Below are 25587 nucleotides of genomic sequence, written 5' to 3'. Positions count from 1 at the left end.
CTTCGGGCAGATCGCGCCAACGTGCACCCGAACGCGCCATCCACAAGAGCGCGTCGAAGAAGCGTCGTCCATCACTGCGTGGACCGCGCTTGCCCTTGCGACCGCCCGGAACGAACGACTTCACCTTCTCCCACTGATCGTCGCGCAAAACCTCTCCGTCCATCGCCAGCCTCCAAAAGCCAGCGTTGAATCTGATTTGCGCAACTTTGGGAATCCCAAGCCGTTAAATCGTCACTACAGCCTAGCGGTTTTCAGTTCGGAAACGTGACAGAACAAAGAGCAGAGCGGCGGAACAATTCCATGGGATCGTTCCGACGCTCTGGTTTGCGTTCAGGCTGGATTGGCGTCGATGGTGACCTTGTTGGGGTAGAAAGCGCCGTGATCCTTGATGCGGATCATCTCGTCGTACGGGTGTTTGTACGCCCACATCACGTCTTTTTCGGCATCTCCGGATGCTGACGCACTCCAGTACGACGCGTTGCCCTTGTAGGGGCAATGCGTGCTGGTATCGGTACGCTTGAGGAAGTCGAAATAGACGTCCTTGAACGGAATGTAGAAAACCGGCGGATAATCTTCCTCGCGCAGCACCAAGGCTTCGTTCGATGAAGCGACGATCGCTTCGGCGAAGCTGACTGTCACCACGCCGTCGAAGGGCTCGACCGTGATCCGGCGCCCGGGATTGCGCTGAAAGCCTGGCGAGGGGTTTGCTGCCGTGTCCATTGCATGGCCTCCTGTTCTTGCCGGTACAACGCTGGCGCGGCAGCCGCGTTCCCGCCAGTGCATTTTAGAGAGGTTCCGGTTCTGTAGGAACCGGAACCTCTCTAAGCCGCGATCCGCAGTCCTTCCTTCGACACCCATGCCTCGGTGTCGGCGAGCGCCTTCTCGAAACGGTCGAAAAGCTCGTTCAGCTCCGCTTCGGTGATGACCATCGGCGGGCAGAAGGCGATAGTGTCGCCGACCGCGCGCAGGATTGCGCCATGGCCTTCGAGGATTTTTGCCAGTTGCGGGCCGACAGCCTGCTTGGGGTCGAAGGAACGGCGGGTTTTCTTGTCCGCGACGAGTTCGACGCCGCCGACAAGACCGCAATAACGCGTTTCGCCGACCAGCGGGTGGTCGTTCAAGGCCTTCATGCGGGCTTCGAAGACAGGCGACAGCATGCGCACATGGCCGACGATGTCGCGTCGCTGGTATATCTCGATCGCCTTGACGCCAAGCGCGCAGCCGAGCGGATGGCCGCCATAGGTGAAGCCGTGACCGAAAGTGCCGATCGCGGCCGAGTGGTCGACATAGGCCTGGTAGATATCCTCGGGGACCATGACGGCGCCGAGCGGCGAATAGGCGGCGGTGAGCTGCTTGGCCGCCGAAATGGTCTTCGGCGTCATGCCCAGCGACTGGCAGCCCCACCAATTGCCGGTGCGGCCAAATCCGTTGATGACTTCGTCGTCGATCAGGATGATGTTGTGCTCGTCCAACACTTCCTGGATCGCGGCGTAGTAGGTCATCGGCGGCACGATGACGCCGCCGGCGCCCATGACCGGCTCGGCGATCATCGCGGCGATCGTGTTGGGGCCTTCGCGTTCGATCAGGTCGCGCAGCGACTTAACCAACCGCTGCACGAACTCGGCCTCGCTCTCGCCATCCTTGCCGAAGCGGTAATAGTGCGGGCAGTCGGTGTGCAGAACGCGGTCGACCGGAAGGTCCCAACCGATGTGATTGTAGGGCAGGCCGGTCAGCGAAGCCGCCATGATCGTCACGCCGTGATAGGCCTTGATGCGCGAGATGATCTTCTTCTTGTTGGGCCGCCCCATTGCATTGTTCATGTACCAGGCGAGCTTCACCTGGGTATCGTTGGCTTCCGAGCCCGACGAGGTGAAGAACACTTTGGAGATCGGCACAGGCGCGATCTCCTTCAGCTTTTCGGCAAGCTCGATGGCCGATTCCGTGCCCTTGGCGCCGAACAGGTGATAGTAGGGCAGGGAGCGAAGCTGCTCGGTTGCCGCGTCGATCAGTTCCTCGTCGCCGAAACCGAGGCCCGCGCACCAAAGCCCGGACATGCCTTCGATGTAGCCGCGCCCTTGCGTGTCGTAGACATAGACACCCTTGCCGCTTTCGATCACCAGCGTACCGGTCGACTTGAGCTTGTGAAGCGCGGTGTAGGGGTGCAGCACGGACTCGATATCGCGCGTCTGCAGGTTTGAAAGCGGCGGGGTGTTCAGCATCGTTGTCTCCGAGGGTCGCAACGACCGTAGCCGTTTGCGGCTCCCGGCGCAAAACCCTTCATGCGTTGGTTCAAGAGCGGCTGCGGAGTGGCTCTATTGCATCGGCCCGAAAATCGGAATCGAATTTCGGAAAGCACGATGCATAGATTAAAAGTCTTAGAAGGGGCTTTGCGCGTCCAAAAGGACGCGCGGCACTCTATCCGGGCGGTGCCGCAGGTCAGGCCGCGATATCGAAAACGTCGACCAGTCCTGCATAGGCTGGCGCGATCCGGGCCAGCGGATTGTCGCTTGTTTCGACGGGCTCGAGCTTCAGCTTGCCGCCATCGGCTGGCTGCACGACGAGGAAGAGCCGGCGCTCCTTAGCCGTGCCTATGCTGATGGCCGCGACATGCTCATGCGTATCGTCCTTGTCGATGCGCATCTGGAACAGCAGCGTTCCGCCCGTCGTGGCAAGCGCCGTCTGCAACGAACGCTCGAAATCCTGCCCGACGATATCCTGATCCTGGAGAGCTGCCTCGATCTCGGCTGCCTTGGCGGCGCCGGCATTCTCAACAACTGGGGCCGTGGTTTGCGCGGACATGCGAAACCTCATTTTACTCAGGTACACCCACCAGCCACGACAATTTATAATGGCAGAAGCCATGTCGTGGCAACTGCTCGCGATTTTCCCGTTGCCGCGGCGTCAACGACCAAGCCTACTGGACAAGCCTGTCATTCCATCCAGTATGAATGGCAAGAAGAACAGGGAGGAATCGGTATGCTCGGATTGATGCAGGAATGGCCGCTGCTCTGCCACAAGATCCTCGACAATGCGGCGCGCCAGCATGGGCAGCGCGAAATCGTCTCGCGGTCGATCGAGGGACCGATCGTCAGGACCAATTACGCCGAAGTCAGAACGCGTGCATTGAAGGTCGCGCAGCGTCTCGAACGCGAAGGTTACGGGCTCGGCGACCGCATCGCCACGCTTGCTTGGAACACGGCGCGCCACATCGAGGCCTGGTACGGCATCATGGGCATCGGCGCGGTCTACCATACGCTTAATCCCCGCCTGTTTCCCGAACAGCTCGTCTGGATCATGAACCACGCCGAGGACAAGCTGCTGTTCACCGACCTGACTTTCCTGCCGGTGGTTGAGAAGCTCTGTCCGACCGTCAAGTCGGTTCGCCAGGTGGTGGTCTTCACCGATGGCGCGCACATGCCGGCAACGTCGCTGCCGAATGCCGTTGCCTATGAAGAATGGCTGGCCGAAGCCGACGGCGATTTCCAGTGGAAGAGCCTCGACGAAAACACGGCGGCCGGCATGTGCTATACCTCCGGCACCACCGGCGACCCCAAGGGCGTACTCTACAGCCACCGCTCAAACGTGCTTCACGCCATGATCGCGGCCATGCCCGACGCGATGGGCATCTCGTCGCGAGACACCATCCTGCCGGTGGTGCCGATGTTCCATGCCAATGCCTGGGGCCTTGCGCAGAGCGGGCCGATGATCGGCGCCAAGCTGGTCATGCCCGGCGGCAGGATGGACGGGCCGTCGATCTACGAACTGCTGGACACCGAGAAAGTGACCTTCACCGCGGCGGTGCCGACTGTCTGGCTGATGCTGCTCCAGTATCTCGAGGAATCCGGCAAAAAGCTGCCGCACCTCAAGAAGGTGGTGATCGGCGGCTCGGCCTGTCCGCGCGCCATGACCAAGAAATTCCAGGAAAACTACGATGTCGAGGTCATTCACGCTTGGGGCATGACCGAGATGTCGCCGCTGGGCACCCTGGGCACGATGAAGCCGGAATATGCGGGGCTGGCCGGCGACGACCGCCTTAACATCCAGGAAAAGCAGGGTTATTCGCCGTTCGGCGTCGAGATGAAGGTGACCGACGACGCCAACCGGGAGCACCTCTGGGACGGCAAGACTTTTGGCCGGCTGAAGGTGCGCGGTCCCGCGGTCGCCCGGGCCTATTATGGCGGCGCCGGCACCGAGCAGTTCGACGAGGAGGGCTGGTTCGACACCGGTGATGTCGCCCATATCGACGCCCATGGCTACATGAAGATCACCGACCGCGCCAAGGACGTCATCAAATCCGGCGGCGAATGGATTTCGACCATCGACCTGGAGAACCTGGCGGTTGGCCACCCCGACATCGCCGAGGCGGCAGTCATCGGCGTCGCCCATTCCAAATGGGACGAGCGGCCTCTGCTGGTGGTGGTCAAGAAGCCCGGCAAGGAGCCCAGCAAGACCGATATCCTGCGTTACATGGACGGCAAGGTTGCCAAGTGGTGGATGCCCGATGACGTCGCCTTTGTCGACGAAATCCCCCACACGGCGGCCGGCAAGATCCTGAAGACCAAGCTGCGCGAGCAGTTCAGCGGATACAGGCTGCCAACGGAATAGACCGGTTCGCGGCCATGTTGCATCTTTTGACCGGCACCAGCCGAGCCGCTATGTAAGCCGCGTCGAAAACGGACGAACGGCGGCCAATGGCGGTCTATATCGAGCAACAAACAGCACGCGCCGCCGGGTGGTCGCGCGCCACCGCCTGGTTCTCGGCGGTGCTTTTCATCACCGCGGCGATCAGCCACCGGTTCGGCCTCGTGGAAACGCCGGCTTTCATCGCCGTGCTCGGCCTGGCCGCGGTGCTGGCCATTGTAGCCTTGCTGCTGGCTGCGATCAGCTTTCGCCGGGTCTGGTATCGCGGCGACATCGGCGGCGCCGACCTCGCCAAGGGCATGTTTCTCGCGCTGGTCGTGCTGGTGCCCTTCGCGATTACCGGCTACCGCTCCTTTGTCAGCCCTAATCTCAGCGATATTTCGACCGACACCGCCGCCCCCCCGCCATTCGTCAAGGCAGCGGTCGGCCGCACGCCGGCAATGAACGTCATCGCTCCGATCGGCGAGGCCGCGGCGAAGCTTCAGGCGGAAACCTATCCGGAGGTCACCGGACGGCGCTACAACATCCCGGCCGAGCGTGCCCTGGCCACCGTTCTTGCCTTGGTGAAGAAGCGCGGCTGGCACACCTATGAAATGCCGCAGGACGCATCCAGCAACCCGGAAGTCACCGTCGAGGCGCGGGCTAGGACGCTGCTTCTGGCCTTTCCCTCCGATGTCGCCATAAGGGTGACAGACGAAGGCAACACCGCCTATGTCGACATGCGCTCGGCGTCGCGGTTCGGGCGCAACGATCTCGGCGATAACGCGGCGCGCATCGTTGCCTTCCTCGACGACCTGGACACCGAAATTGCCCTGCAGGCCGGCACTGCGCCGGTCGAGTGACATCAGGCCGGCGCGTATTCCCCGTCGATCGCTGCAGCGCCGTTGGTGACGGCGACGCCGCGCGCCACAAGATCCTCGAGATGCGCCAGCACTGACAGCCCCGCCGCGCCGTGCAGCCGCGGGTCGGTGTCGCGGTAGATGGCCCGAACCATGTCGGGAATGGTTCTGTCGCCGCGGGCGAGGCGCTCGACAATGGCGCGCTCGCGCATCTTGCGGTGCGCCTTCAGCCCGCGCATGAAAGCCCGCGGCTTTTTCACCGGGCCGCCATGGCCGGGCAGCAGCACTTTGTCGTGGCGTTCGAGCAGGCGGTCGAGCGAGGCCATGTAGTCGGCCATCGCGCCATCCGGCGGCGCGACGATGGATGTCGCCCAGGCCATGACGTGATCGGCCGAAAACAGCACGCCCGTGCCTTCCAGCGCAAAAACCGCGTGGTTGGCGGTGTGGCCGGGCGTCAGGATGGTTCTCAAGGACCAGCCGTCGCCCTCGACCAGGCTGTCGTCCGCAAGCACCAGGTCGGGCGCAAAATCGGTGTCGGCGCTGGCGTCCAGCGGGTTGATTTCGCCGATGCGCAGTGGCCTTGCCGGGCGGTGTGGGCCTTCGGCGGCGATGACCGCGCCTGTTTCCCGCTGCAGCAGCCGAGCAAGCGGGGAGTGGTCGCGATGCGTGTGGCTGACGAAAATATGGCTCACCGGCCGGCCGTCGATGGCGCTGAGGAGAGCCGACAGGTGATCGGCGTCCTCCGGACCGGGATCAATGACGGCCAGGCTGTTCCGGCCCACGATGTAGGAGTTGGTGCCGTGGAAGGTGAAAGGACCGGGATTGTTGACGGTCAGCCGCCTGATTCCGGGCGCGATCTCGATCGCTTCGCCATAATGAGGTTCGAACCGGGTGTCGAAGTCCACAACCTAAATCTCTGTTTGCCGTGCGGGGATGTGATAGCGTCGTTGCCCGATAGCACGGAAGCGGTTATGTCGAAACCCGGCGGCACTTCGCCGGATGTTCTCTTGAAGGGGGTCTCTCATGTCTGCTGCAACCGTTACAGGTCCGATCGTTACGCTGGCTCTGCCGCAAGATCGCACCGCGCGCCTTGCCGTTCAGGTTCTGCTGGTGCTTGCCGGCTCCGCGCTTCTGGCGCTTGCCGCCAAGATCACCGTGCCCTTCTGGCCGGTGCCGATGACGCTGCAGACGCTGGCCGTCTTCCTGATCGCGGCGACCTATGGCCGCAATCTCGCCGTCGCCACTGTGCTCGCCTATCTGGTTGAAGGTGCGATGGGCCTGCCCGTCTTCGCGACTGGCGCTGGCCTCGCTTACATGGCCGGCCCGACCGGCGGCTATCTCGCGGGCTTTGTCGTTGCCGCGGCAGTCGTCGGCCATGCGGTGGACCGTGGGCTGGATCGCAATATCTTCGTCCTGTTCGGCGTGATGATGCTCGGCGAAGTGGCGATCCTGGCGCTGGGTGCGGCCTGGCTTGCCGTTCTGATGGGCGGCGAGAAGGCGCTCGCCTTCGGTGTCGGCCCGTTCATCGTCACCGATGTCATGAAAATCGCACTCGCGGCTGCGATCGTGCGGGCGGGAAATGCGCTGAGGAAGGGGTGAGGGAACTGCTGCCTTTGTTGCTGTCAGGATTTGCAATCTGACAATTCCAACCGTTGTAAAAGGTGAGCGCGGTGGGGAATCCCGGTCGAATTCCGTTCGGCAAAGCTCGTCCGTGTGGCAACGCTGGTCGTTAAATCCGCAAAATGCGGCGCACCGGGTTGGCGGGATCTAGGGTATTTAGTCCCGCATTGCTGAATCGAATGTAATCTGAAGCGTTCGGGACTGTGCGACCGAGCAGATGAACTCGTAGGGCGTGAGGCCTTTGAAGAACTTGAGCCGGAAGGTCGATGTGCCGCGGATCAACGAGGCGATTTCACACCGCGAGCCCTTCCTAGCACATGGCTTCGAATACACCTGCGCTTCGAGCGACATCGAGAATCGCACCATTAAAGGCGAGGCATCCATGAATCAACGGTCAGGTCGAGAGGATGAACCGAACCATCAATGACATCCCCGCCAAGCGCTTCTATTGCGAGAAGAATAATCATCTCCGCCGGCATATCGCCGACTGGGTCTCGGCCTACGACTTCGCCGTCGGCTCAAGATCTTCAAAGGCGTTACACTCTATGAGTTCATTTGCAAGGGACGGGTCGCACAGCCCAACGCGTCAGATTACAATCATCTAGCGAAATGCCGGGATTAAACTTTAGATACGAACCCTTCTAGGATGGACGTTCCGTCTCGTCAACTTCCGCAAAGGGGGCGACCGCCGTGTTGTCTTTGCGGTATTCGGGCACAATATGCGCAAGCAGTTCGACTGCTCGGGTTAAGTCTTCGCGCTCTACCGCGGAATCCAGACCTGTCAGCGTTCGGTGCAGCAATGCCTTGTCAATAATGCGCGGCGCGGCAATTACAAAGCCTTCCTCTGTCTTACTGTCCTTTATCTCAGAGGGATCGAAAAGCTCTTCGAATAACTTTTCACCTGGTCTCAGCCCCGTGAAAACGATCTCGACGTCAATTCGGGGCTTATAGCCTGCAAGCTGGATCATGCGTTCAGCTAGGTCGACAATGCGCACAGGTTTGCCCATGTCGAGCACCATGATCTTCCCGCGTTCCGTTTGACGCCGAAGTGCGTGGGCCGAGGCGTGTAGAACCAGACGAACCGCCTCCGGGATGGTCATAAAAAAGCGAACGATGTGGGGATGCGTGACGGTGACCGGCCCTCCCGCCGCGATCTGTTCCTGAAAGCGTGGAACAACGGAACCGTTTGACCCGAGAACATTGCCGAAACGGACTGTCTTGAAGCGAGTTTTCGTCGAGTTGACGTCGAGCGACTGGCAGTAGGCTTCCGCCGCGCGCTTGGTCGCCCCCATTATGTTGGTAGGATTGACTGCCTTGTCAGTGGAGATCATGATGAATGTCACGGCCTCGTTGGCGAGTGCCGCGTTGGCAACATTCCGTGTGCCAAGAACATTGGTTTTGATCCCTTCGATCGGATTTTCTTCCACCAACGGAACGTGTTTCAGTGCTGCTGCATGAAATACTACCTCGGGCTTGAATTCAGAAAATATCCGGGCGACGCGGTTTGCGTCGCGGACATCGACGATCCTAGTCACCATCGGCAGTTGCGGGTGTTGTTCCCGCAGTTCCTTGTCCAGCATATAAATATGGAACTCGGAACTATCCGTGATAATCAGCTGCCTTGGATTGAAAGTAGCGATTTGCCTGCACAACTCTGAGCCAATGGAGCCGCCTGCACCGGTTGCGAGAATCACCTTCCCGTCAATCAAACGCGCGACGCCTTCATAATCGGCCTTTACCTCAGGTCGCTCGAGGAGATCTCCAAGTTCGATAGGTTTTGGTTCATCAAGGAACTTGGGGGTTATAAGCGCTGTGTCGGTAATGTCAGGTATTCTGAGAACCTTGAGTTTCAAGGAAGTCGCGGTTTCGACGATTTCCGCGAGACGCTGTCTGCTGGGGGAATTCTCGGTGACAATCAACTCGGAGATAACAATCCCATTTCTGGCGCAGTCGCTGATCACCCGCTCGAGTTCTGTCAGCTTGCCGACCGTTTTGACACCTTGGATCATCCGCAGCCGGTTCTTCTCCGCCTCATCCAGTATGCCAATGATATTGATCGGATTCTTTGGATCACGTCTGACCGACCGAATGAAACTCTCTGCTTTGGCGGACAGGCCACACAACAACACGTTACGACTGCCAGGTGACCTTGGCCCTGATGATGGGGAAAAGCTAAAGCTCCTCTCTAATATTAGGCGCACAGCGATTCTTGTGCCAGCAAGACCGAATAGCAGGAAAATCGTCGTCAGGACGGGCACGGATCGTGGGACGTTTTCACTGCGTGTTAGGAGGAACGAACCGAGCGTATAGATCACGACGGCTGCAGTGGCGGCCTTGGTGATAGTGATCAAGTCAGGGATCGAAACATATCGCCAAGAGGTTCGGTTTACCGAAAACAGCACGAAACATATTCCGCTTATGGCGGTGAAGGCGCCGGTTTTGTCGACTATTCCCGGAATGTGAAGCATGCGGTCGAAGCCATATGCCGTTGCATACGCAAATAGAAACGCGGTGCCGGCGACCCCTAAATCAAGGAGTGTTGTCATAACGCCTTTCAACCTAACCAGCGTCTCGGAAATAGTCGAAAATTTCATCTCAGCTCCAAGGTGCGGTGCCGGCCTGCCCATGTACGCTACTAAGACCACTTCGAACCACAACGATGATATTAAGACAAGGGAGAAGCCTTCATCGCAACCACGGATGTCAAAAAGTGTTGCATTGGCGCAGGTCTAAGGAATCAATTGTCCCAACCACTAACCCAGCTCAATAGTCCGATTCTTCTCTTTGGTCCCCTAACGACATTGCACAATGGTATTGCTTACCCCTGCTGGGGTTCCCGAAACGCCTGACCGTTTATTGGGTTGACAAATGCCATTGACCGAATAACACCGCTGGCAAAATCCAGGAGGCTTCTTTGACGCGAACCGCACTGATAACTGGCGGAACAGGCTCGTTTGGCAAGACGATGCTGTTGCATTTGCTTGATCGTGGCTACGAGAAGGTTCGTATTTTTTCGCGCGACGAAGAAAAGCAACATGCACTGAGGACACAGCTCGCTGATGAGCGGGTCGAGTACTATATCGGCGATATTCGGGACCGGAGCCGGATTGCGAGCGCAATGCGAGGAATAGATCATGTATTTCATGCGGCCGCCCTCAAACAGGTTCCTTCTTGCGAGTTTTTTCCTATGGAGGCGATGCGGACCAATGTCGCCGGCTCTGAAAATGTCATGGAAGGAGCCATTGAGGCGGGTGTTTCCAAATGCGTCCTCTTGTCGACGGACAAGGCGGTTTTCCCGATCAATGCCATGGGCATGTCCAAGGCATTGATGGAGAAGCTCGTCAGCGCCAAGGCACGGCTTCATCCTGACTGCCGGACCACCTTTTCGGTCGTTCGCTACGGCAATGTCATGGGTTCGCGCGGCAGTGTCATCCCCCTTTTCATCGATCTCATACTCGACGGAAAGCCGTTGACCGTTACCGATCTCAAAATGACCCGGTTCTTGTTGCCACTGCCTTATACCGTAGCGTTGGTCGACCACGCCTTCGAGTATGGGATGCAGGGCGATACGTTCGTGCGCAAGGCACCGGCGGCCAGCATGGAAGTTCTGGCCCAAGCGATGATTGAACTGTTCAATTCGAACGTCGGTATCAAGATCATCGGCGAGCGTCACGGCGAAAAGCTTTTTGAGACGTTGGCCTCGGCGGCCGAGATTCTGCGCAGCGAGGACATGGGTAGTTACATTCGTATCCCTGTCGACACGCGTTCGATCAACTATTCACTGTATTTCAACAAAGGCCATGAAGCTAGCTCGGCGGTGGACGACTATCATTCGCACAACACCGAACAACTCGATATCGAAGCTACGAAGAAGCTGCTGCTGACGTTGCCTTCGATCCAGGAAGGCCTCACGCGGGCAGGCATCGAGGCCGTGCGATGAAGGTTGGGATAACCGGCGCCAACGGCCAACTCGGTTATTTCGTCCGGTGCAAATTGGCATACCACTACGGCCACGATGTCACTACTGCGGGCCGGGCCGAGTTTGCGAATCCCGAGGCCCTGCAAGCCTTTGCCGCCGATCGCGAGGTCATCGTTCATCTCGCCGGCGTCAACCGCGGCACCGACGCTGATGTCGCGGATGGCAACAGGGCTCTTGCCGAAGGGCTTGCAGCCGCGCTTTCAAGCGCGCCCGGTATCCGGCAGGTCATCTATTCGTCGTCGGTTCAGCGCGACCTTGAAAATGTCTATGGCCGTGCCAAAGCAGCCGCGGCGGATACGCTTGCGCAAGAAGCGGCGCGTGTGGGAGCAGGCTTTCTCGAAATCGTATTGCCCAATCTTTTCGGCGAATTCACCCGTCCGAGATACAATTCCTTCGTCGGCACATTTTGCGACCAGGTCGCGGCGGGGGCCGAACTGTCGGTTCACAACGATAATCCCGTGAATCTGATGCATTACAGCGAGGCGGCTGACCTGATTGCAGCGGCGATTGCGGAGGGGGCAAGCGGGCAGTCGCGCCCAACTGGCCGCGACACGTCGGTGGCGACCGTTGCCGCCATGCTGAAAGCGATGCACGCTGGTTACCGGCTCGGCATCGTCCCCGACCTTCGCGACCGCTTCGCGCTCAACCTGTTCAACACCTATCGGTCGTACGTCTATCCGGCGATGTATCCGTTCATGCTGGAGCGCAAGGCCGACAATCGCGGTTCGCTGTTCGAGGTCGTGAAAGAACGCAACGGCGGCCAGGTCTTCTACTCGTCTACCCATCCCGGCATTACGCGCGGCAATCATTTCCATTTCGACAAGGTCGAGCGGTTTCTCGTCGTATCGGGGGATGCACGGATTTCCATCCGCAAGGTCTTTACGGACGAGGTGCGGCATTTCGACGTCTCCGGCGATGCGCCGTGCTTCGTCGACATGCCGACCATGCATACCCACAACATCACCAACATCGGCGGCAGCGAACTGCTCACGCTGTTCTGGTCACACGATATTTTCGATCCGGCACGCCCGGACACCTACATGGAACCAGTTTGATGACCGACGCGCCACCTCGGAAATTGAAGGTAATGGTGGTCTTCGGCACTCGGCCGGAGATCATCCGGCTGTCCGCCGTGATGAACCGCCTGGAAGATACCGTGGACATGGTCACCGTTCATACGGGCCAGAATTACGACTACGAACTCAATGAGGTTTTTTTCAAGGATCTCGGTCTTCGCAAGCCCAATCACTTCCTCGAAGCGGCGGGCGAAACGGCCTCGGAAACGGTCGGCCGTGTGATCATCGCGGCCGACAAGGTCATACGCCAGGAAAAGCCCGACGCGCTGCTGCTGCTTGGCGACACCAATTCCTGCATCGCGGCGCTGCCCGCGCGCAAGAACAAAGTGCCGGTCTATCACATGGAGGCTGGCAACCGCTGTTTCGACTTTAACGTGCCCGAGGAGCTGAACCGGCGTGTGGTGGATCACATGTCCGATTTCAATCTTGTCTACACGGAACATGCCCGCCGCCACCTTCTTTCCGAAGGCCTGCCGCACCGCCGCATCTATCTGACCGGTTCGCCCATGAACGAGGTTTTGTCTACCTACCGGGCAGACATCGAGGCGAGCGATGTGCTGGCACGGCTTGACCTGGCGCCGCGGCGCTATTTCATCGCCTCCTTCCACCGGGAGGAGAACGTCGACAATTCGGGCAACCTTCGCCAGATCGTTGAAGCGATGAACTACCTGTCGGAAACTTATGCTATGCCGGTGATCGTGTCGACGCATCCGCGCACCCGCAAGCGGATCGGGTCGGCAGGCAGCAGGCTGCGCCTGAACCAGAATGTCCGCTACATGAAGCCGTTCGGTTTTCATGATTACAACAAGCTGCAAATGCAGGCGCTGTGCGCGATCTCCGACAGCGGCACCATCAGCGAAGAGAGCTCGATGTTGGGCTTTCCGGCCATCACGATCCGCAATGCGCTCGAGCGCCCGGAAGCGATGGACACCGGCTCTATCATCATCACCGGCCTTGACAGGGACACCATAATCGCCGGTGTCGAGATGGCGGTCGCAGATTTCGAAGCCGGAACCTTCCCGCCCTTGCCTGCCGATTACCAGGTGACCAACACATCGCAGCGTGTCGTCCGTCTGATCCTGGGCACCGCTAAGCTGTCGGCGCGCTGGCATGGGCTGGAGAAGAATGATTGAGCGGCCTTCATGCGGATAACCATTGTCTATCGCTATTTCTGGCCCGAAACCTTTCTCCCGAATGATATTGCGAAATGGCTGGCCGCTGCCGGCCATGATGTCGAAGTGATAACAGCGCAGCCGAGTTACAATCCGGAAGCCAACCTTCCCGAGCAGCCCTGGCGGGAAGAATGGAACGGGGTCCGGATCAGGCGTGTGCCGTTGTTCGGCGAAAGGAAACGGGGCATCGCGCGCTACGTGAACAGCGCACTGTTCATCGCGATCGCGGCGCTGCTGATCCTGTTCGGGCGCAAGAGCGACGTCGTCTGGACGACGTCGATACCGCCCGTCCTGCAACCATTCGCGATCAGGCTGGCGAGTTGGTTCCGGGGCGCCAGGTTCGTTTACTTCCTGCAGGACATCTATCCCGAAATCGGCTTGCACATGAACATGCTAAAGGAAGGCATGCTTTCGCGCTTGCTGCGGTCGATCGATACCTGGACGCTCAATCGTTCGGATGCCGTAGTGACGTTGTCCGGAGACATGGCCGCCGTAGTGAGGGCGCGCGGGGCGGCGCCGAAACGGCTTGTCCTCATTAACAATTTCGCCGCCGTCACAGGTGAGCCCGCGGGCAGCCGGACACGGTCCGGTCCGGTCCGTTTTGTCTTCGCCGGAAACATTGGCCGTTTTCAGCACCTTGAAGAGCTTGTCGAGGCCTTCGCCAGCATCGATCCGGCTGTCGCCGTGTTGGAATTCCTGGGCGAGGGGCGCGCCAAGGCGGGTCTGCGGAAGATTGTCGAGGAGCGTGGGATCGGAACCGTTCGTTTCCACAAGGCACTGCCGGTCGCCGACGCCTTCGACTTCATGCGTGCGTGCGATGTCGGCGTCGTTTCGCTCACGCCAGGGCTTTTCCGCTATGCCTATCCCAGCAAGACGTTCACATATCTGGCGGCCGGGCTTCCGCTGCTTGCTCTGGTCGAGGAGGACAGCGAACTCGCCAGGGAAACGCGCGCCCGCGATATAGGCCTGGCCGTCGATTGGGGGGAGCCGGCGAGCAGTCTCACCAGGGCAATCCACGAACTGGCTTCGTGGCCCGCCGGGAAGCGCGACGCGGTGAGGGAGCGATCGAGGGAGCTATTCGACCCGGAGGTTGCGCGCGCCAAATGGCTGGAGCTATTTCGGGACAGGGGTGCCGGCTGACCGCTTGGCATCTTCTGGCACATTACACGGTGGCACATGAGAATTGCGCATCCGCCGATCTCTCTTTAAGAGTGGCGCCCGAAATCCTTCGACAAAGCGGTGACAGACAGATGGCTTTCGAATCGAGTGCGGCGAAGATGACAATCTACGAAAGCGAGAGCGACAGGCTGGCGATCGACGGCGGCGTGGCGGTGCGCAACACCCCGATGCCGCCTTGGCCGAGCTTCGACGAGGAGCAGGTCGAGGCGGTCGCCGCCTGTTTGCGATCCGGAAAAGTCAATCAGTGGACAGGCGCGCTCGTTCGCGAATTCGAGAAGGCCTTCGCCGAAAAGTTCCAGGCGCCCCATGCCGTTGCCGTCACCAACGGGTCGCTGGCAATTGAACTTGCGCTGCGAGCCTTCGGCATCGGTGCTGGCGACGAGGTCATCGTCACGCCGCGCAGCTTCCTGGCTTCAGCGAGTTCCGTCGATCTCGTCGGCGCAAAACCGGTCTTTGCGGATATCGACTACGCCACGCAAACGATCGCCCCCGATACGATCGCGGCAGTTATCGGACCGCGGACCAAGGCGATCATTCCAGTGCACCTTAACGGTCGTCCCTGCGACATAGAAGGGATCATGAAGCTCGCGGATGCGCATGGGCTCGTCGTCATCGAGGATTGCGCCCAAAGTCACGGGGCCATGATCGGCAACAAGCAACTGGGATCGTTCGGCCACGCAGCCGCCTTTTCGTTCTGCCAAGACAAGATCATGACCACCGGGGGCGAGGGCGGCATGGTGCTTTTCCAAGATGAAGAGCGCTGGCGCATTGCCTGGTCCTACAAGGACCATGGTAAATCCTGGGATGCGGTCTTCAACCGCGAACATGCCCCGGGCTACCGCTGGGTCCACGAAAGCATCGGCTCCAACTGGCGGATGCTCGAAATGCAGGCGGCGCTTGGCCTGATCCAGCTTCGCCGGCTGGACAGCTGGACCGAGGCAAGGACGGCGAACGCAGAGCGGATCGCCAATGCGTTGGCCAGCTATCCGTGCGTCGGAATCACGCCGCTGCCGGCCGGCCACAAGCACGCCTATTACCGGCTGGAATGCAGCGTGAAACTTGAAATGCTTGCCGATGGCTGGGATCGCGACCGCATCATGAAAGCGTTAAATGCGGAGGGCATTCCGGCACTTGTTGGCGCCTGTCCGGAGCTTTATCGCGAACTCGCCTATGCGAGCCACGAGACCGTGGCGCCGAAGCCAAACGCCGCGCGGCTTGGCCATACGTCGCTGGTTTTCCTGACCCACCCGACACTCGACGAACAAGCGCTGGCCGACACCGAGGCTGCTCTCCACAAGGTCTTTGGGGCGGCAAGTAAATAACGCGAGGCCCCGCGCCTAGCCTTTGGACTTGCCGCCGGGCTCGTGCGTGCCCGTAAACACTGGCATTGTCGCACTGCCTTCTTGCGAGACGCCTTTGCGCGACAATACGATCTGCGCTGATTTTGCGATGATTGCCAGATCGAGCCGTAACGACCGGTTGTCGACATACCAGACGTCCATCGCCAGCCGCGCCGGCCAATCGACGTTGTTGCGACCGTTGACCTGCGCCCAGCCGGTGAGGCCGGGCCGTACTTCGTGGCGGCGGGACTGCTCCGGAGTGTAGAGCTGGAGATAGCTCATCAGCAGCGGCCGCGGTCCGACCAAGCTCATGTCGCCGCGGGCGATGTTAATAAGTTGCGGCAGCTCATCCAGGCTGGTGGTGCGCAGGAAGCGGCCGAAACCGCTCAACCGATCAGCATCGGGTAAGAGTTCACCCCCATTGTCTCGCCTGTCGTTCATAGTACGAAACTTTAGCAATTCGAAGGCTAAGCCCCCGCGACCCGGCCTAATTTGCCGGAACAGAACTGGCGATCCAAGAAATATGCGGACCGAGATGGCCGCTAAGAGTATAATGGGAAGAAAGACGATCAGGCTGACAGTGGCCACTGCGACATCCAGCGCGCGCTTCACAAAGTCGTAAAGGCGGGTGTCTACGACCTTTCGATTTGCTTCTGTCATGTAAAATGGCCCGCTCACCTGCTGGGATCTCGCTACCCCAAGCGAACTCTGGGGTCAAAGCATTTTCCATTCTTACCGCCGCCCTTGGCTTTAACGGTTTCAGGCTAAGCCTAACATTACGACAAACAGGAAAGACGACAACACAGTCGCTGCCACGAGCCCGCCGACCACGTATCTGGTATGATTCCAATCAAAACCAAGAATCTTCCAGAGAAAACCAAACAAATATTGAAGTGAAATAGTCAAATTGTGCATGAAGTTCGGTTCGGCAAAAGCGGGCTCATTGCTGGCACCGAACGCATATTCACGAGTGAGTCCCGACGATTTTCTGTTCAAGAAATCGCGGATGTCGCCTCGCTTTTCCCATTGCTGTAAGCCGTTCATAAATGGAATCAGCAAAAGCACTGCCATGAATAGTATCTTGATCGTGCGGCCTCGACGCGACGACATGAATTCTGTGCCTTTCCGACGCGAGGGGCTGCTCCTGCGTATCGCTCCCAGTGATTTCAACGAGAGTTTCGAAACTCCGCGTACATCAACCCTCGGCAAAATGGGTGAAAGTTGAAACCCGAATCACGGTCGGGCTCGAGGTTCTCCCTCGGTTGCTGTGATTGTGCTACGATCTCCAAACATTGCAGCGTGGGGCGTATGGCATTGAGAGGGCCTGGCCATGGCGCAGATCACCGGCACGAATGCGACCGAAATCTTGAACGGAACTAATGTTCTCGACTCCATCCAGGGACTGGGCGGGAGCGATCAAATTAACGGACTAGGCGGTGCCGACACGATTTCGGGCGGCGACGGAGCGGACACGCTACAGGGAGGCGTCGGCAATGACACGATTTACGGCCATAGCGCCGCCGAATTAAATGCCGGTTCGGGGGATATTGCCGCGACACTACTGGCCAATGTCGGTCCAGGCGCGGTGTTCGTGACTGGCGCGCCTGGCGATGTCGGCTTCGTCTACGCCCTCAGGAAAGATGTCGGCGACATCGTCCGGATCAACACAACAACTGGTGCCCAGTCGACGTTCCTCGACATTCCCGCTTCGCAATTCTCCGCCGACGGCGAGCGCGGCGTCCTGGGCCTTGCCTTCCATCCGGGCTACGCGAACAACGGCCGCTTTTTCGTTTTCCTAACAAATCCGGCCGGTGACATCGAAATTCGAGCATACTCCCGTTCAGCCGGGAACCCGGCCGTTGCCGACCCTGCCCCGGTCGGCACGCTCATGACCATTCCGCATCCGACCTTCGGAAATCACAATGGCGGTTCACTCGCGTTCGGCCCGGACGGCTATCTCTACATCTCGACCGGCGACGGCGGCGGCGGCAACGATCCGAGCGGTAACGCCCAGAACACCAATGTCCTGTTGGGGAAGATTCTAAGGATCGATGTGAATGCCGAAGATTTTCCAACCGATCCTTCGCGCAATTACGCGATCCCGGACGACAATCCATTTGCTGGGGGCTCGCCGGGCGCCGACGAAATCTGGGCCTATGGTCTTCGCAATCCCTGGCGCATCAGCTTCGATTCGCTGACCGGCGACCTCTATATAGGCGACGTCGGCCAGGCCGCGCGCGAGGAGGTAAATTTTGACGCGGCCGGCGGGCCTGGCGGATTGAATTACGGCTGGGACTACCGCGAGGGCACGCTCCAGGGCCCGTCCGCGCCGCCTCAGCCGCCGATCGCCTTCGTCGAGCCGGTTTTCGAGTATGCTCGCGATTTCGGCCAGAGTATTACGGGCGGCTATGTTTACCGAGGACCGGCTCCCGGTCTGCAGGGCGCTTACTTTTTCGCAGATTTTGGCAGTGGACGGCTTATGACACTGCGAATGGTAAACGGGGTGGCGGAGGATGCGATCGAGCGCACGGCCCAGGTGGGCGCTGATCTGAGCCTGATCTCGTCCTTCGGCACAGACAACGGCGGTAATCTCTACGCAGTGACCCTGGCGGGGGCGATCTATCGGCTCGATCCGGGCATTTCGTCGGGCGATGGCGCAGATTCGATCGACGGCGGCGCCGGTAATGACAATCTCTCCGGTGGCATCGGCAACGATATGCTGAACGGTGGAGTGGGGACGGATGACATGCGCGGCGGCGCCGGCAACGACACCTATGTCGTGGACAACGCGGGTGATACCGTCAATGAAAGCCTTGCCGGATCAAATGGCATTGACACCGTTTTGTCGTTTATCGATTTCAGCCTGGCGCCCCCCAGTATTGCCGGCGACGTCGAGAACTTAACACTGGCCGGTTCTGGTCACCTCCGAGCCATCGGCAACGCTCTGGGCAATACGATCATCGGAAACAACGGTTCCAACGATCTCCTTGGCGGAGCCGGCAACGACATCGTTCACGATGGTCCTGGCGGCAACGATCTCCTGATGGGGAGTGACGGTCACGACTTCCTCAATGGCGGCCTTGGCAACGATCTCCTGAGTGGCGGAACCGGATTCGACACCTTCTACTTCGGCTGGGCTCTAAACGGCCTGACCAACGTCGACCGAGTTCTGGATTTTAGCGTTCCGGAGGATACCGTCCAGCTAGACAATGATATCTTTAACACTCTGACCGTCGCAGGCTTACTTGACCCGAACTCCTTTCATATTGGGGCGGGAGCGCACGATGCCAGCGACCGCGTAATCTATGATCCGAATACCGGTGCGTTGATCTATGACTCGGACGGCACTGCAACGCCTGCAGGAGCAGCGCAGTTCGCTACGTTGGCGGTCGCGCTTGCGCTGACTAACGCAGACTTTTTGGTGATATAGAGCCGTAAGGATCGGCTGATGTAACAAAACGCGGCCACGCCAAATGAGGGTCGGTCAAGGTGTGGTGGATGAAGCCGATTTTCTTATCGGGATGGCCGGCGGCCCGGCATTTCGGGCAAAAGGTGTGCCGCCGCCCAGAGGGTTTGGCGCGTTTGCTACAGAAGCCGGAATTTTTGCCAACCATCAGCTTGTCTTGAAAACAAAAAAGCCCACCGCCCCGATTAAGGGACGACGGGCTCTTCATGCACCGGCGGCATTTCTAAGTTGCGTCATCGTCTACCAAGCAGCTGCGGCGCCGGCAGCTGCTGACAAAAGCGCCTTGCCGACAGACCATAGCGCCCTTCCAAGAGACAAGGCGAAGACGACACGGTCACGGACGCGTTCAAGTTCGACGTTGTCGGCCGTATTGCCTCGATGCCCGACGGCGACGAGTTGCTGCTGCACGCGTGCCACCGTTTCCTTGTCGATCTCTGCTGGCGCAGCTTTGGGCGCGGGCTTCGTGGCCGGCGTGGTCTTACGAGCGGCTGCCTTCACCCTATCCAGCACGGCTTCAACTGTTTCGGCCGCCACCAGCGACTTATTGACCCGGTCGCCCGAATAGTAGGTCTGGCCGCGCCGCACGGTCCGGTTTGCGCTCTTGGTGTCGGCTAGCACAGGGAAAGAAGCCCATTCCTGCGCCAGCGCCTTACCGAAGGCCGTGCGCGTCAGTTTTCCTTCCATGACCCTCTCATAGCCGCGGCGCTTCAGAAGATGGAAGGCAAGCCAGTCCTGCAAATCCCCGGTGAATTTCTCCCGGCCGGTCAGCCCGAGCTCACCGCGCAGATCCGCGAGCGTCCCGGGCTTGTCCAGCGTATCGCGCATGAACTGCGCAGCACCGGCAGCTGAGGATCCGTAGCGCTTGGTCCATGACGGCTGCGCCTTGACCACCTCATCGAGTGTCATTGCGGTCAGCCGCTTCGGCAGCTTGCCCTGGTTGTTGCCGTAGATGACGTCATAGCAGGCGGAGCCTTGCTTGTCTCGGTGCGATAGATGAAGTCGAGCAGCATCGCCTCTCCGGCGGGAACGCTCTTGTCCATATGATCCTCTCCGATATTAGGGATTTCAGGTTGTAAGGAAGTGTATGAGGAATTAGGTTGCGCGCTAGAACGGGGGCACCATCTTGAGACTAAAAGCATTTGCCGCAGCGTTAAGCTGCGCGCTTTCATTTTTCGCTAGCGCGGCATCGGCAGAGACGTTGACCTTCGGTCAAAACCCCGATGTCATACGGATCCCCCACGACATCAGCATCACGCGCGTTTCAATTAGGGTCGATGGCTTCAAGGTAGGCGGCTCTGCTGACTATTGCCTGGCTATGTACAGACAGGTGGAGCCAGTTTATCCCATTGAACAACCAATTGGCCGCGGGGGGTTCATTGAGCCGGTGTGCTTCAACACAGTTCGATCAAAGGCGGTTGATGGCTGGGTGTATCCCATCACTCCCACCAACGAGCCGGTGCTGGTCCCGGCCGGGGACTGGGAGCAACATGTCGATCTCACCAGAACACCGGTATTCGTACCGGAGGGGACAACATTCGTTTGCGGTTCGCTCGGTACAGTCAGCTCAATACTGCCGTCAGGCAGCATAGATGGGACATGCGTGGTCGAATATCACCGATACAAACCCGGCACGCCTCGCTATCGCTTCCTTCGTCTGCCGTTTTACGATCAAATGTTCAGCGCAGATAAGCCGCTGGTGACGTCATATTTCCAGAGCTACACAGGCGGACGGTCGCTGGAGATCGCCAGCGCAGTAGCCTATATCGGCAACAACCATCACGATTCGCACATGGAAGCTTGCCTAAAACGCTCTCGTCATGGGTTGGAGACAGAGAGGTTCTGCTTCCCGCCTGCCGACCAAGATTCTCCGGGACAGATTACTCTCAATTGGAGGATTCACCAGGGTGAGCGGCTTGCTCTGGATTGCCACTATCCGCCGAGCGACAAAGTGAGTTCCGGCGACTGCGCGATATATCTGGTTGCCAAGCTTCCCGATGACCTGAAACTCTCACCAGAGAACTCCTTCCGCGACTACGGCGAGTTGCCTCGCGATTACGTTACTGACTGGTGCGAAGCGACGGCAAAAGTCGTCACGGAAGAGATAGTTCACAACCCGATGCTTTGCCTTGGCAAGGAGGGCGACACCTGCTCCCATGCACAGAAGATGACGAACTGCGTCGCCTCCTTGGACCTGTGGTCTTTTCCGAAGGCCTCCTGCATGGCAGATAACTCGTGCTACCTGCCGACCCATCGACTTGAAGGGCTGCTTGGCCTACTCGGAATTCTCGGGGCGGTAGGAATCGCCGCCTTGGCGAGAAGGATGGCTTAGTCGCCGGTGAGCGCTCGGCGTTCCAGCCAGCCGGTGTTGATGACATTTCCGCTGCCATAAGTGATGCGTCGGCGGTGAAGAACTACGAGTGCTCGGATTCTGTCTGCTATTTTGTTCCCGATCCGGCGCGGATGTTGCCGAATTCGTGGCTTTGGGCCACGATCTCCGGCAAATTGTGGGTGTGCCTGCCCCATGCGGCTGCGCACAAAAGGCGTGGTCGTGAGTGATGGGGAAGGCGGCGCTCGTCGCCGTCAGGTAAGTGTTGAGAAGATGAGCGCAAGCGAACCGCTGATGACGAATCAAAATGGATTCAGACGCTGTTGAGACGGGCGTCGGGCATTACGCCCGGAGGAGTGTGGACGACACCTGCTTACGGGTCCACGCAACAGCCAGTGCATAGGCGGCACGGAGCAAGGAAACCTGACATGGGTGGCAAGGGAGATCGCAAGCGGCGCACACCAAGGGAAAATACCGATACCCATGACAGGGACGGAGCAGCCTGTAGTAGCGGTGAAGTAGCTGTAATGGCCATGGAGCGAAGGGGCTGCGTTACACGGTCCAACCTCAGGCGCCAACCGCCTCTGCTGGGAGGAGCGCCATGAAGTCGGACAAACCGTTGCCGATCACCAAGCACATAGTCTGGAGGGCCTACAAGCTGGTGGACAGCCCGAGTTCTCTGCCCATGGTGATGAGCGGCAATTTTTTTCAAGCAAATTTGGTCGGGCCGCTGACAAAGGGTTTGGAAATTTTTCGCCCACAATTCGCAGGCAAGCCATTATCGCACCGGCGCCGAAATGACGGTTATGGCCAAGTGTGCGCGATTGTGCCGGAATAAGCGATCGTCCAATCCGCCAGCCTTCACGGCGTTGTCAGTTGCCTCCATTTGTGACCATCCGCGGAACCGCATTTGTGGCTACGACCCCCAGCGTTTGTCCGTTCAGGGCCTACTCACAACTCGCGCTCGATCACGCTACGTCAGTCGGGCATTATGGACATTCGTCCATTCTCCTAGAATCAATGAAGCTTCTACACCTAAGTCTTCTCGGCTCGGACTAGATGCACAACCCATTGAGAGCTCAGAGCTAGGTGCATTGAATGCGAGTTGACGGTGCACAGCATTTCATCGGTCGGGACTACGACAACAGTAACCGCAATGCGATAATTGCGGCTATTCGACGTGCGTGGCGGCCGGTAGCAGGCAATTGAGACGAGGTGTGGGGCAGGAATGATAGCGAAACGGGAAAGAGTAGTCATCATCGGGGCGGGCGGGCATGGACGCGTCTGCGCAGAGATTGCAGCGAGTCAAGGGCTCGATGTGACTGGTTTTGTAGATAGTGGGAATCTTTCAGCGACCATCAACGGAGTACCGGTGGTAGCAAGGGACATTTTCGAGCTGTCGTCGCACACTCCGCCGAAAACTGTTTCCGTTTTCGTCGCGATCGGAAACAACATTACTCGTTCCAAAGTTTGCGCAGAGGTAGCGTCCCTAGGTTACCAAATGCCCATTTTGTGTCATCCCCACTCTTGGGTGTCACCGACAGTTACGATTGGAGCAGGGACGGTGCTGATGCCTGGAGTGGTAGTCAATGCCAACACCAGAATTAGTACCAGTTGCATCCTTAACACCTGTTGCTCAATTGATCATGATAACATCTTGGAATCGGCGGTTCAAATTTGCCCAGGTGTTCGGTCGGCTGGAAATGTCTGCTTTGAAAAACTCGCTTTCGTCGGCACCGGTGCCGTTCTGATTCCGAGTGTTAGGGTGGGAGCCGGTGCGGTGGTTGGTGCAGGTTCAGTTGTGGTTCGGGATGTACAAGCAGAAACTCGTGTAGCAGGTAATCCGGCCAAGAAAATGACAGTTCAAGCGTCCAAGGATACCTGATGCTAGGCTTTGATGGAGTGACGTTTGCCAGGAATCCCTGCATGCATCAGCCAAAAGTCTATAGGGGAGAGCCGCGTCCAAAAGGCGCTGGCCCGCGAGGTGGAAGAAGCGCGTGTCGGTCTTGGCACTGGGCTCAAAAAGTCGAGATCGTTGACGCTATCGATCACGACAGAGGCAGCTTCATCGCGAAATGCTGCTGCCACCGAATGACGGCCTGCAGCCGACCATCTCGCATTTTACGCGCTCGTATGAAGCGCACAGCATCGGCCCGAAGCCTTTAGTTTGCGCTTGTTGCTATTGGTGCAAGGCAGATATGGTCCCCGATCTGGCTGAAGGCGTGACCATTGACGATCTTGGTAAGAGCATCGGCGAGATGGCCGAACAACCTCGTTAAGCTTGCAAGCTTCGATTAGCGCGGCGATAATCCAGTGTTCGGCGCCGACGTCAGAGCCTACGAAGAGCGCATTCTCACGATTGACCCTCAACGAAGGCGACAAGATTCACGGCCGCGATTTCTAGAGCATTTTGCAGCCAAATGGAATCATTTGGCGTCCGCATAAATGCGGCAAAACAAATGCTTAGAGCGAGTTACCGGTTCTGAGAGAACCGGAACTGCTCTAGTACTACAGTTGCAGATGCCTTCTTTTCTTGTAGTGGGCGATCATGGCTTGGGCCTGATGTTTTCGCCGCCACAGTGACCAGGCGAAGATGAAGGCTTGCTTTGCGGACTTTCGCATCATGAGGCGCATGATCAACGCTCGAATTTCGGCGACGGTGGGGATCAGAGCGATTTTGCGCATCAGGCTGCGATTGCGGGTTTTGGACTCGTTTCGTTCGGTTTGCCGAGAGCCGAGCGGCGCAGGTCGGCACCAAGCTTGGCCAGGAAAGCGGCGGCGGCCATGACCAGCGTCATATGACGGTGCCAACCGTGCCATGAACGGGCTTCGCAATGATCGAGGCCGAGATCGTCCTTGGCGCGCTGGAAGCATTCCTCGATCGTCCAGCGCAAGCCTGCGGCGCCGGCCAGCTCCATGAGCGTCGCGGCCGCAGGCGCAAACACCAGGTAATAGCTGAGAGCACCTGGATCGGATCGGCTTCTGCGGATCAGGACGTAGCGGGCATAGCCTTCGTCCACGACATAGGGCAGAGCAATACGTGCCCAGTCGTAGAGCCTGAGCCCCTTGGCGCCTTCACCCGCCGGATGCGCCTGCCAGGCATCGCCGGCAAGTTCGGCGGCCATCTCTTTCGGGTCCGTCTGCAACAGCCCCTGATCAGTCAGCATGCGCAAGGTATGGTTGGACCGTATCGCAAGCACATAGGGCTGCTGGCGCTCCTCCAGCATGCGCCGTGTCTGATAATCCCCGCCATAGGCTGCATCGGCCAGAACCCAAGCGCAGGGCACGCCCCTGTCGAGGGCATCGGCCAACATGGTGCGCGCGATCGCCGGCTTGGTTGCGAATGCCACGTCTTGGGGAATATGCGCTGCCTTGCGACGCGCCTCGTCCCTGTCCCACGCCTCCGGCAAGTAAAGCTGCCGATCGATGAGTGCCTGGCCGAAACGGCTGGCATAGGCGGCAAACACCCCGACCTGGCAGTTCTCGATCCGCCCCGCGGTTCCCGAGTATTGTCGCGCGACCCCCACCGAATGCTGGCCTTTCTTGAGGAAGCCGGTGTCATCGACAACCAGCACACCCGAGTCATCGCCAATTGCCTCGATGACATAGTCGAAAACGATGTCGCGCATTCGCTCGCAATCCCACTGCGAACGGCCAAGTAGCGCCTGCATCCGCCATGGCCTTGAAAGGCCGGCTTGCTCAGCCATCAGCCAGCCGGTCTTCCGATCAATCCCCGACAGAAGGCCGTCGATGAACGCACCGCAACTCTCGCGCGCTTCCAGGCGGCGGAACACCGGGCAAAGCCGGCCCTTCAAGGCCGTCAGTTCCCGCTCCCAACCAATCCCGGATCCAGTCCAGTCCGAAACAGACATCCAAAAGCTCTCCTCAAGCTGTCCTAAACGCTTGAGCAGAATCACGATTTGAAAATAATTACAACTGTAGTACTAGG

The 25587-nt window shown here is 59.0% G+C and carries 24 protein-coding genes; 13 read left to right on the top strand and 11 right to left on the bottom strand.

Annotation, left to right across the window (positions count from 1 at the left end; genetic code table 11):
* From F3H98_RS28465 to F3H98_RS28450, 4 genes are all read right to left on the bottom strand, one after another.
* Positions 1 to 163 (bottom strand): transposase (locus F3H98_RS28465; protein WP_149760831.1); only part of this gene is annotated, 163 nt, incomplete at its 3' end.
* Between the two features lie 167 nt (positions 164 to 330).
* Positions 331 to 720 carry a DUF427 domain-containing protein gene (locus tag F3H98_RS28460; RefSeq protein WP_149764094.1) on the bottom strand — a complete coding sequence of 130 codons (390 nt, stop codon included), beginning with the start codon at positions 718 to 720 and terminating at the stop codon, positions 331 to 333.
* Positions 721 to 821: 101 nt separating this feature from the next.
* Entirely contained in the window at positions 822 to 2219 is a 1398-nt protein-coding gene (locus tag F3H98_RS28455; protein ID WP_149764092.1) for an aminotransferase, read from the bottom strand.
* A gap of 217 nt (positions 2220 to 2436) precedes the next feature.
* Positions 2437 to 2799 carry a hypothetical protein gene (locus F3H98_RS28450; protein ID WP_149764090.1) on the bottom strand — a complete coding sequence of 121 codons (363 nt, stop codon included), beginning with the start codon at positions 2797 to 2799 and terminating at the stop codon, positions 2437 to 2439.
* A gap of 177 nt (positions 2800 to 2976) precedes the next feature.
* Here F3H98_RS28450 and F3H98_RS28445 point away from each other — a divergent pair, with 177 nt between their 5' ends.
* Together F3H98_RS28445 and F3H98_RS28440 are read left to right on the top strand one after the other, a co-directional pair.
* On the top strand, positions 2977 to 4605 hold the full coding sequence (locus F3H98_RS28445; protein ID WP_149764088.1) for a fatty-acid--CoA ligase: 1629 nt from the start codon (positions 2977 to 2979) through the stop codon (positions 4603 to 4605).
* An 86-nt stretch (positions 4606 to 4691) separates the two neighbouring features.
* Positions 4692 to 5483, top strand: a complete 792-nt coding sequence (locus tag F3H98_RS28440) for a DUF1499 domain-containing protein (RefSeq protein ID WP_149764086.1) — start codon at positions 4692 to 4694, stop codon at positions 5481 to 5483.
* A gap of 2 nt (positions 5484 to 5485) precedes the next feature.
* Here F3H98_RS28440 and F3H98_RS28435 read toward each other — a convergent pair whose 3' ends face one another.
* On the bottom strand, positions 5486 to 6385 hold the full coding sequence (locus F3H98_RS28435) for an MBL fold metallo-hydrolase (protein WP_149764084.1): 900 nt from the start codon (positions 6383 to 6385) through the stop codon (positions 5486 to 5488).
* A 118-nt stretch (positions 6386 to 6503) separates the two neighbouring features.
* On the opposite strand from F3H98_RS28435, the gene F3H98_RS28430 reads away from it, so the two are divergent.
* Complete coding sequence (locus tag F3H98_RS28430; RefSeq protein ID WP_149764082.1) at positions 6504 to 7079, top strand: biotin transporter BioY; 576 nt, start codon at positions 6504 to 6506, stop codon at positions 7077 to 7079.
* A gap of 662 nt (positions 7080 to 7741) precedes the next feature.
* Here the strand turns inward: F3H98_RS28430 and F3H98_RS28425 are convergent.
* Positions 7742 to 9694, bottom strand: coding sequence for a polysaccharide biosynthesis protein (locus tag F3H98_RS28425; protein ID WP_244621963.1), 1953 nt, complete (start codon positions 9692 to 9694; stop codon positions 7742 to 7744).
* 320 nt (positions 9695 to 10014) lie between these two features.
* Here F3H98_RS28425 and F3H98_RS28420 point away from each other — a divergent pair, with 320 nt between their 5' ends.
* From F3H98_RS28420 to F3H98_RS28400, 5 genes are all read left to right on the top strand, one after another.
* On the top strand, positions 10015 to 11040 hold the full coding sequence (locus F3H98_RS28420) for a polysaccharide biosynthesis protein (protein ID WP_280178033.1): 1026 nt from the start codon (positions 10015 to 10017) through the stop codon (positions 11038 to 11040).
* Positions 11037 to 12134: a polysaccharide biosynthesis C-terminal domain-containing protein gene (locus F3H98_RS28415; RefSeq protein ID WP_149764080.1), complete on the top strand. Its 1098-nt coding sequence runs from the start codon at positions 11037 to 11039 to the stop codon at positions 12132 to 12134. Before F3H98_RS28420 ends, F3H98_RS28415 begins: the two co-directional genes overlap by 4 nt.
* A complete protein-coding gene (gene wecB, locus F3H98_RS28410) occupies positions 12134 to 13288 on the top strand; it encodes a non-hydrolyzing UDP-N-acetylglucosamine 2-epimerase (RefSeq protein ID WP_244621962.1) in 1155 nt (384 codons plus the stop codon). Before F3H98_RS28415 ends, wecB begins: the two co-directional genes overlap by 1 nt.
* A gap of 9 nt (positions 13289 to 13297) precedes the next feature.
* On the top strand, positions 13298 to 14467 hold the full coding sequence (locus F3H98_RS28405) for a glycosyltransferase family 4 protein (protein ID WP_149764078.1): 1170 nt from the start codon (positions 13298 to 13300) through the stop codon (positions 14465 to 14467).
* A gap of 206 nt (positions 14468 to 14673) precedes the next feature.
* Positions 14674 to 15828, top strand: coding sequence for a DegT/DnrJ/EryC1/StrS family aminotransferase (locus F3H98_RS28400; protein ID WP_210249724.1), 1155 nt, complete (start codon positions 14674 to 14676; stop codon positions 15826 to 15828).
* 15 nt (positions 15829 to 15843) lie between these two features.
* Here F3H98_RS28400 and F3H98_RS28395 read toward each other — a convergent pair whose 3' ends face one another.
* On the bottom strand, positions 15844 to 16506 hold the full coding sequence (locus tag F3H98_RS28395; protein ID WP_149764076.1) for a sugar transferase: 663 nt from the start codon (positions 16504 to 16506) through the stop codon (positions 15844 to 15846).
* A 99-nt stretch (positions 16507 to 16605) separates the two neighbouring features.
* Positions 16606 to 16917, bottom strand: coding sequence for a hypothetical protein (locus tag F3H98_RS28390; RefSeq protein WP_149764074.1), 312 nt, complete (start codon positions 16915 to 16917; stop codon positions 16606 to 16608).
* 259 nt (positions 16918 to 17176) lie between these two features.
* On the opposite strand from F3H98_RS28390, the gene F3H98_RS28385 reads away from it, so the two are divergent.
* Positions 17177 to 19276, top strand: a complete 2100-nt coding sequence (locus F3H98_RS28385; protein ID WP_149764072.1) for a PQQ-dependent sugar dehydrogenase — start codon at positions 17177 to 17179, stop codon at positions 19274 to 19276.
* A 276-nt stretch (positions 19277 to 19552) separates the two neighbouring features.
* Here the strand turns inward: F3H98_RS28385 and F3H98_RS28380 are convergent, their stop codons facing one another.
* Complete coding sequence (locus F3H98_RS28380; RefSeq protein WP_149764070.1) at positions 19553 to 20218, bottom strand: lysozyme family protein; 666 nt, start codon at positions 20216 to 20218, stop codon at positions 19553 to 19555.
* Positions 20219 to 20435: 217 nt separating this feature from the next.
* On the opposite strand from F3H98_RS28380, the gene F3H98_RS28375 reads away from it, so the two are divergent.
* The 4 genes from F3H98_RS28375 to F3H98_RS28360 all read left to right on the top strand — a co-directional run bounded on the left by F3H98_RS28375 (position 20436) and on the right by F3H98_RS28360 (position 23917).
* Positions 20436 to 21641 (top strand): hypothetical protein, encoded by a 1206-nt coding sequence (locus F3H98_RS28375; protein ID WP_149764068.1) that lies wholly within the window; start codon positions 20436 to 20438, stop codon positions 21639 to 21641.
* 598 nt (positions 21642 to 22239) lie between these two features.
* Positions 22240 to 22476, top strand: coding sequence for a hypothetical protein (locus F3H98_RS28370; RefSeq protein ID WP_149764066.1), 237 nt, complete (start codon positions 22240 to 22242; stop codon positions 22474 to 22476).
* A gap of 390 nt (positions 22477 to 22866) precedes the next feature.
* Positions 22867 to 23523, top strand: a complete 657-nt coding sequence (locus tag F3H98_RS28365; protein WP_149764064.1) for a NeuD/PglB/VioB family sugar acetyltransferase — start codon at positions 22867 to 22869, stop codon at positions 23521 to 23523.
* A 190-nt stretch (positions 23524 to 23713) separates the two neighbouring features.
* Positions 23714 to 23917, top strand: a complete 204-nt coding sequence (locus F3H98_RS28360; RefSeq protein WP_149764062.1) for a hypothetical protein — start codon at positions 23714 to 23716, stop codon at positions 23915 to 23917.
* Between the two features lie 229 nt (positions 23918 to 24146).
* On the opposite strand, the gene F3H98_RS31400 is transcribed toward F3H98_RS28360, so the two are convergent.
* Entirely contained in the window at positions 24147 to 24323 is a 177-nt protein-coding gene (locus F3H98_RS31400) for a hypothetical protein (RefSeq protein ID WP_188130618.1), read from the bottom strand.
* Positions 24323 to 25510 (bottom strand): IS701 family transposase, encoded by a 1188-nt coding sequence (locus F3H98_RS28355; RefSeq protein WP_149764060.1) that lies wholly within the window; start codon positions 25508 to 25510, stop codon positions 24323 to 24325. The genes F3H98_RS31400 and F3H98_RS28355 overlap by 1 nt, the downstream gene beginning before the upstream one ends.
* Between the last annotated feature and the right edge of the window lie 77 nt (positions 25511 to 25587).

This window comes from Neomesorhizobium albiziae (assembly GCF_900114255.1).
GTDB classification, from domain to species: domain Bacteria; phylum Pseudomonadota; class Alphaproteobacteria; order Rhizobiales; family Rhizobiaceae; genus Neomesorhizobium; species Neomesorhizobium albiziae.
This window is presented reverse-complemented; position numbering and strand designations above follow the sequence as displayed.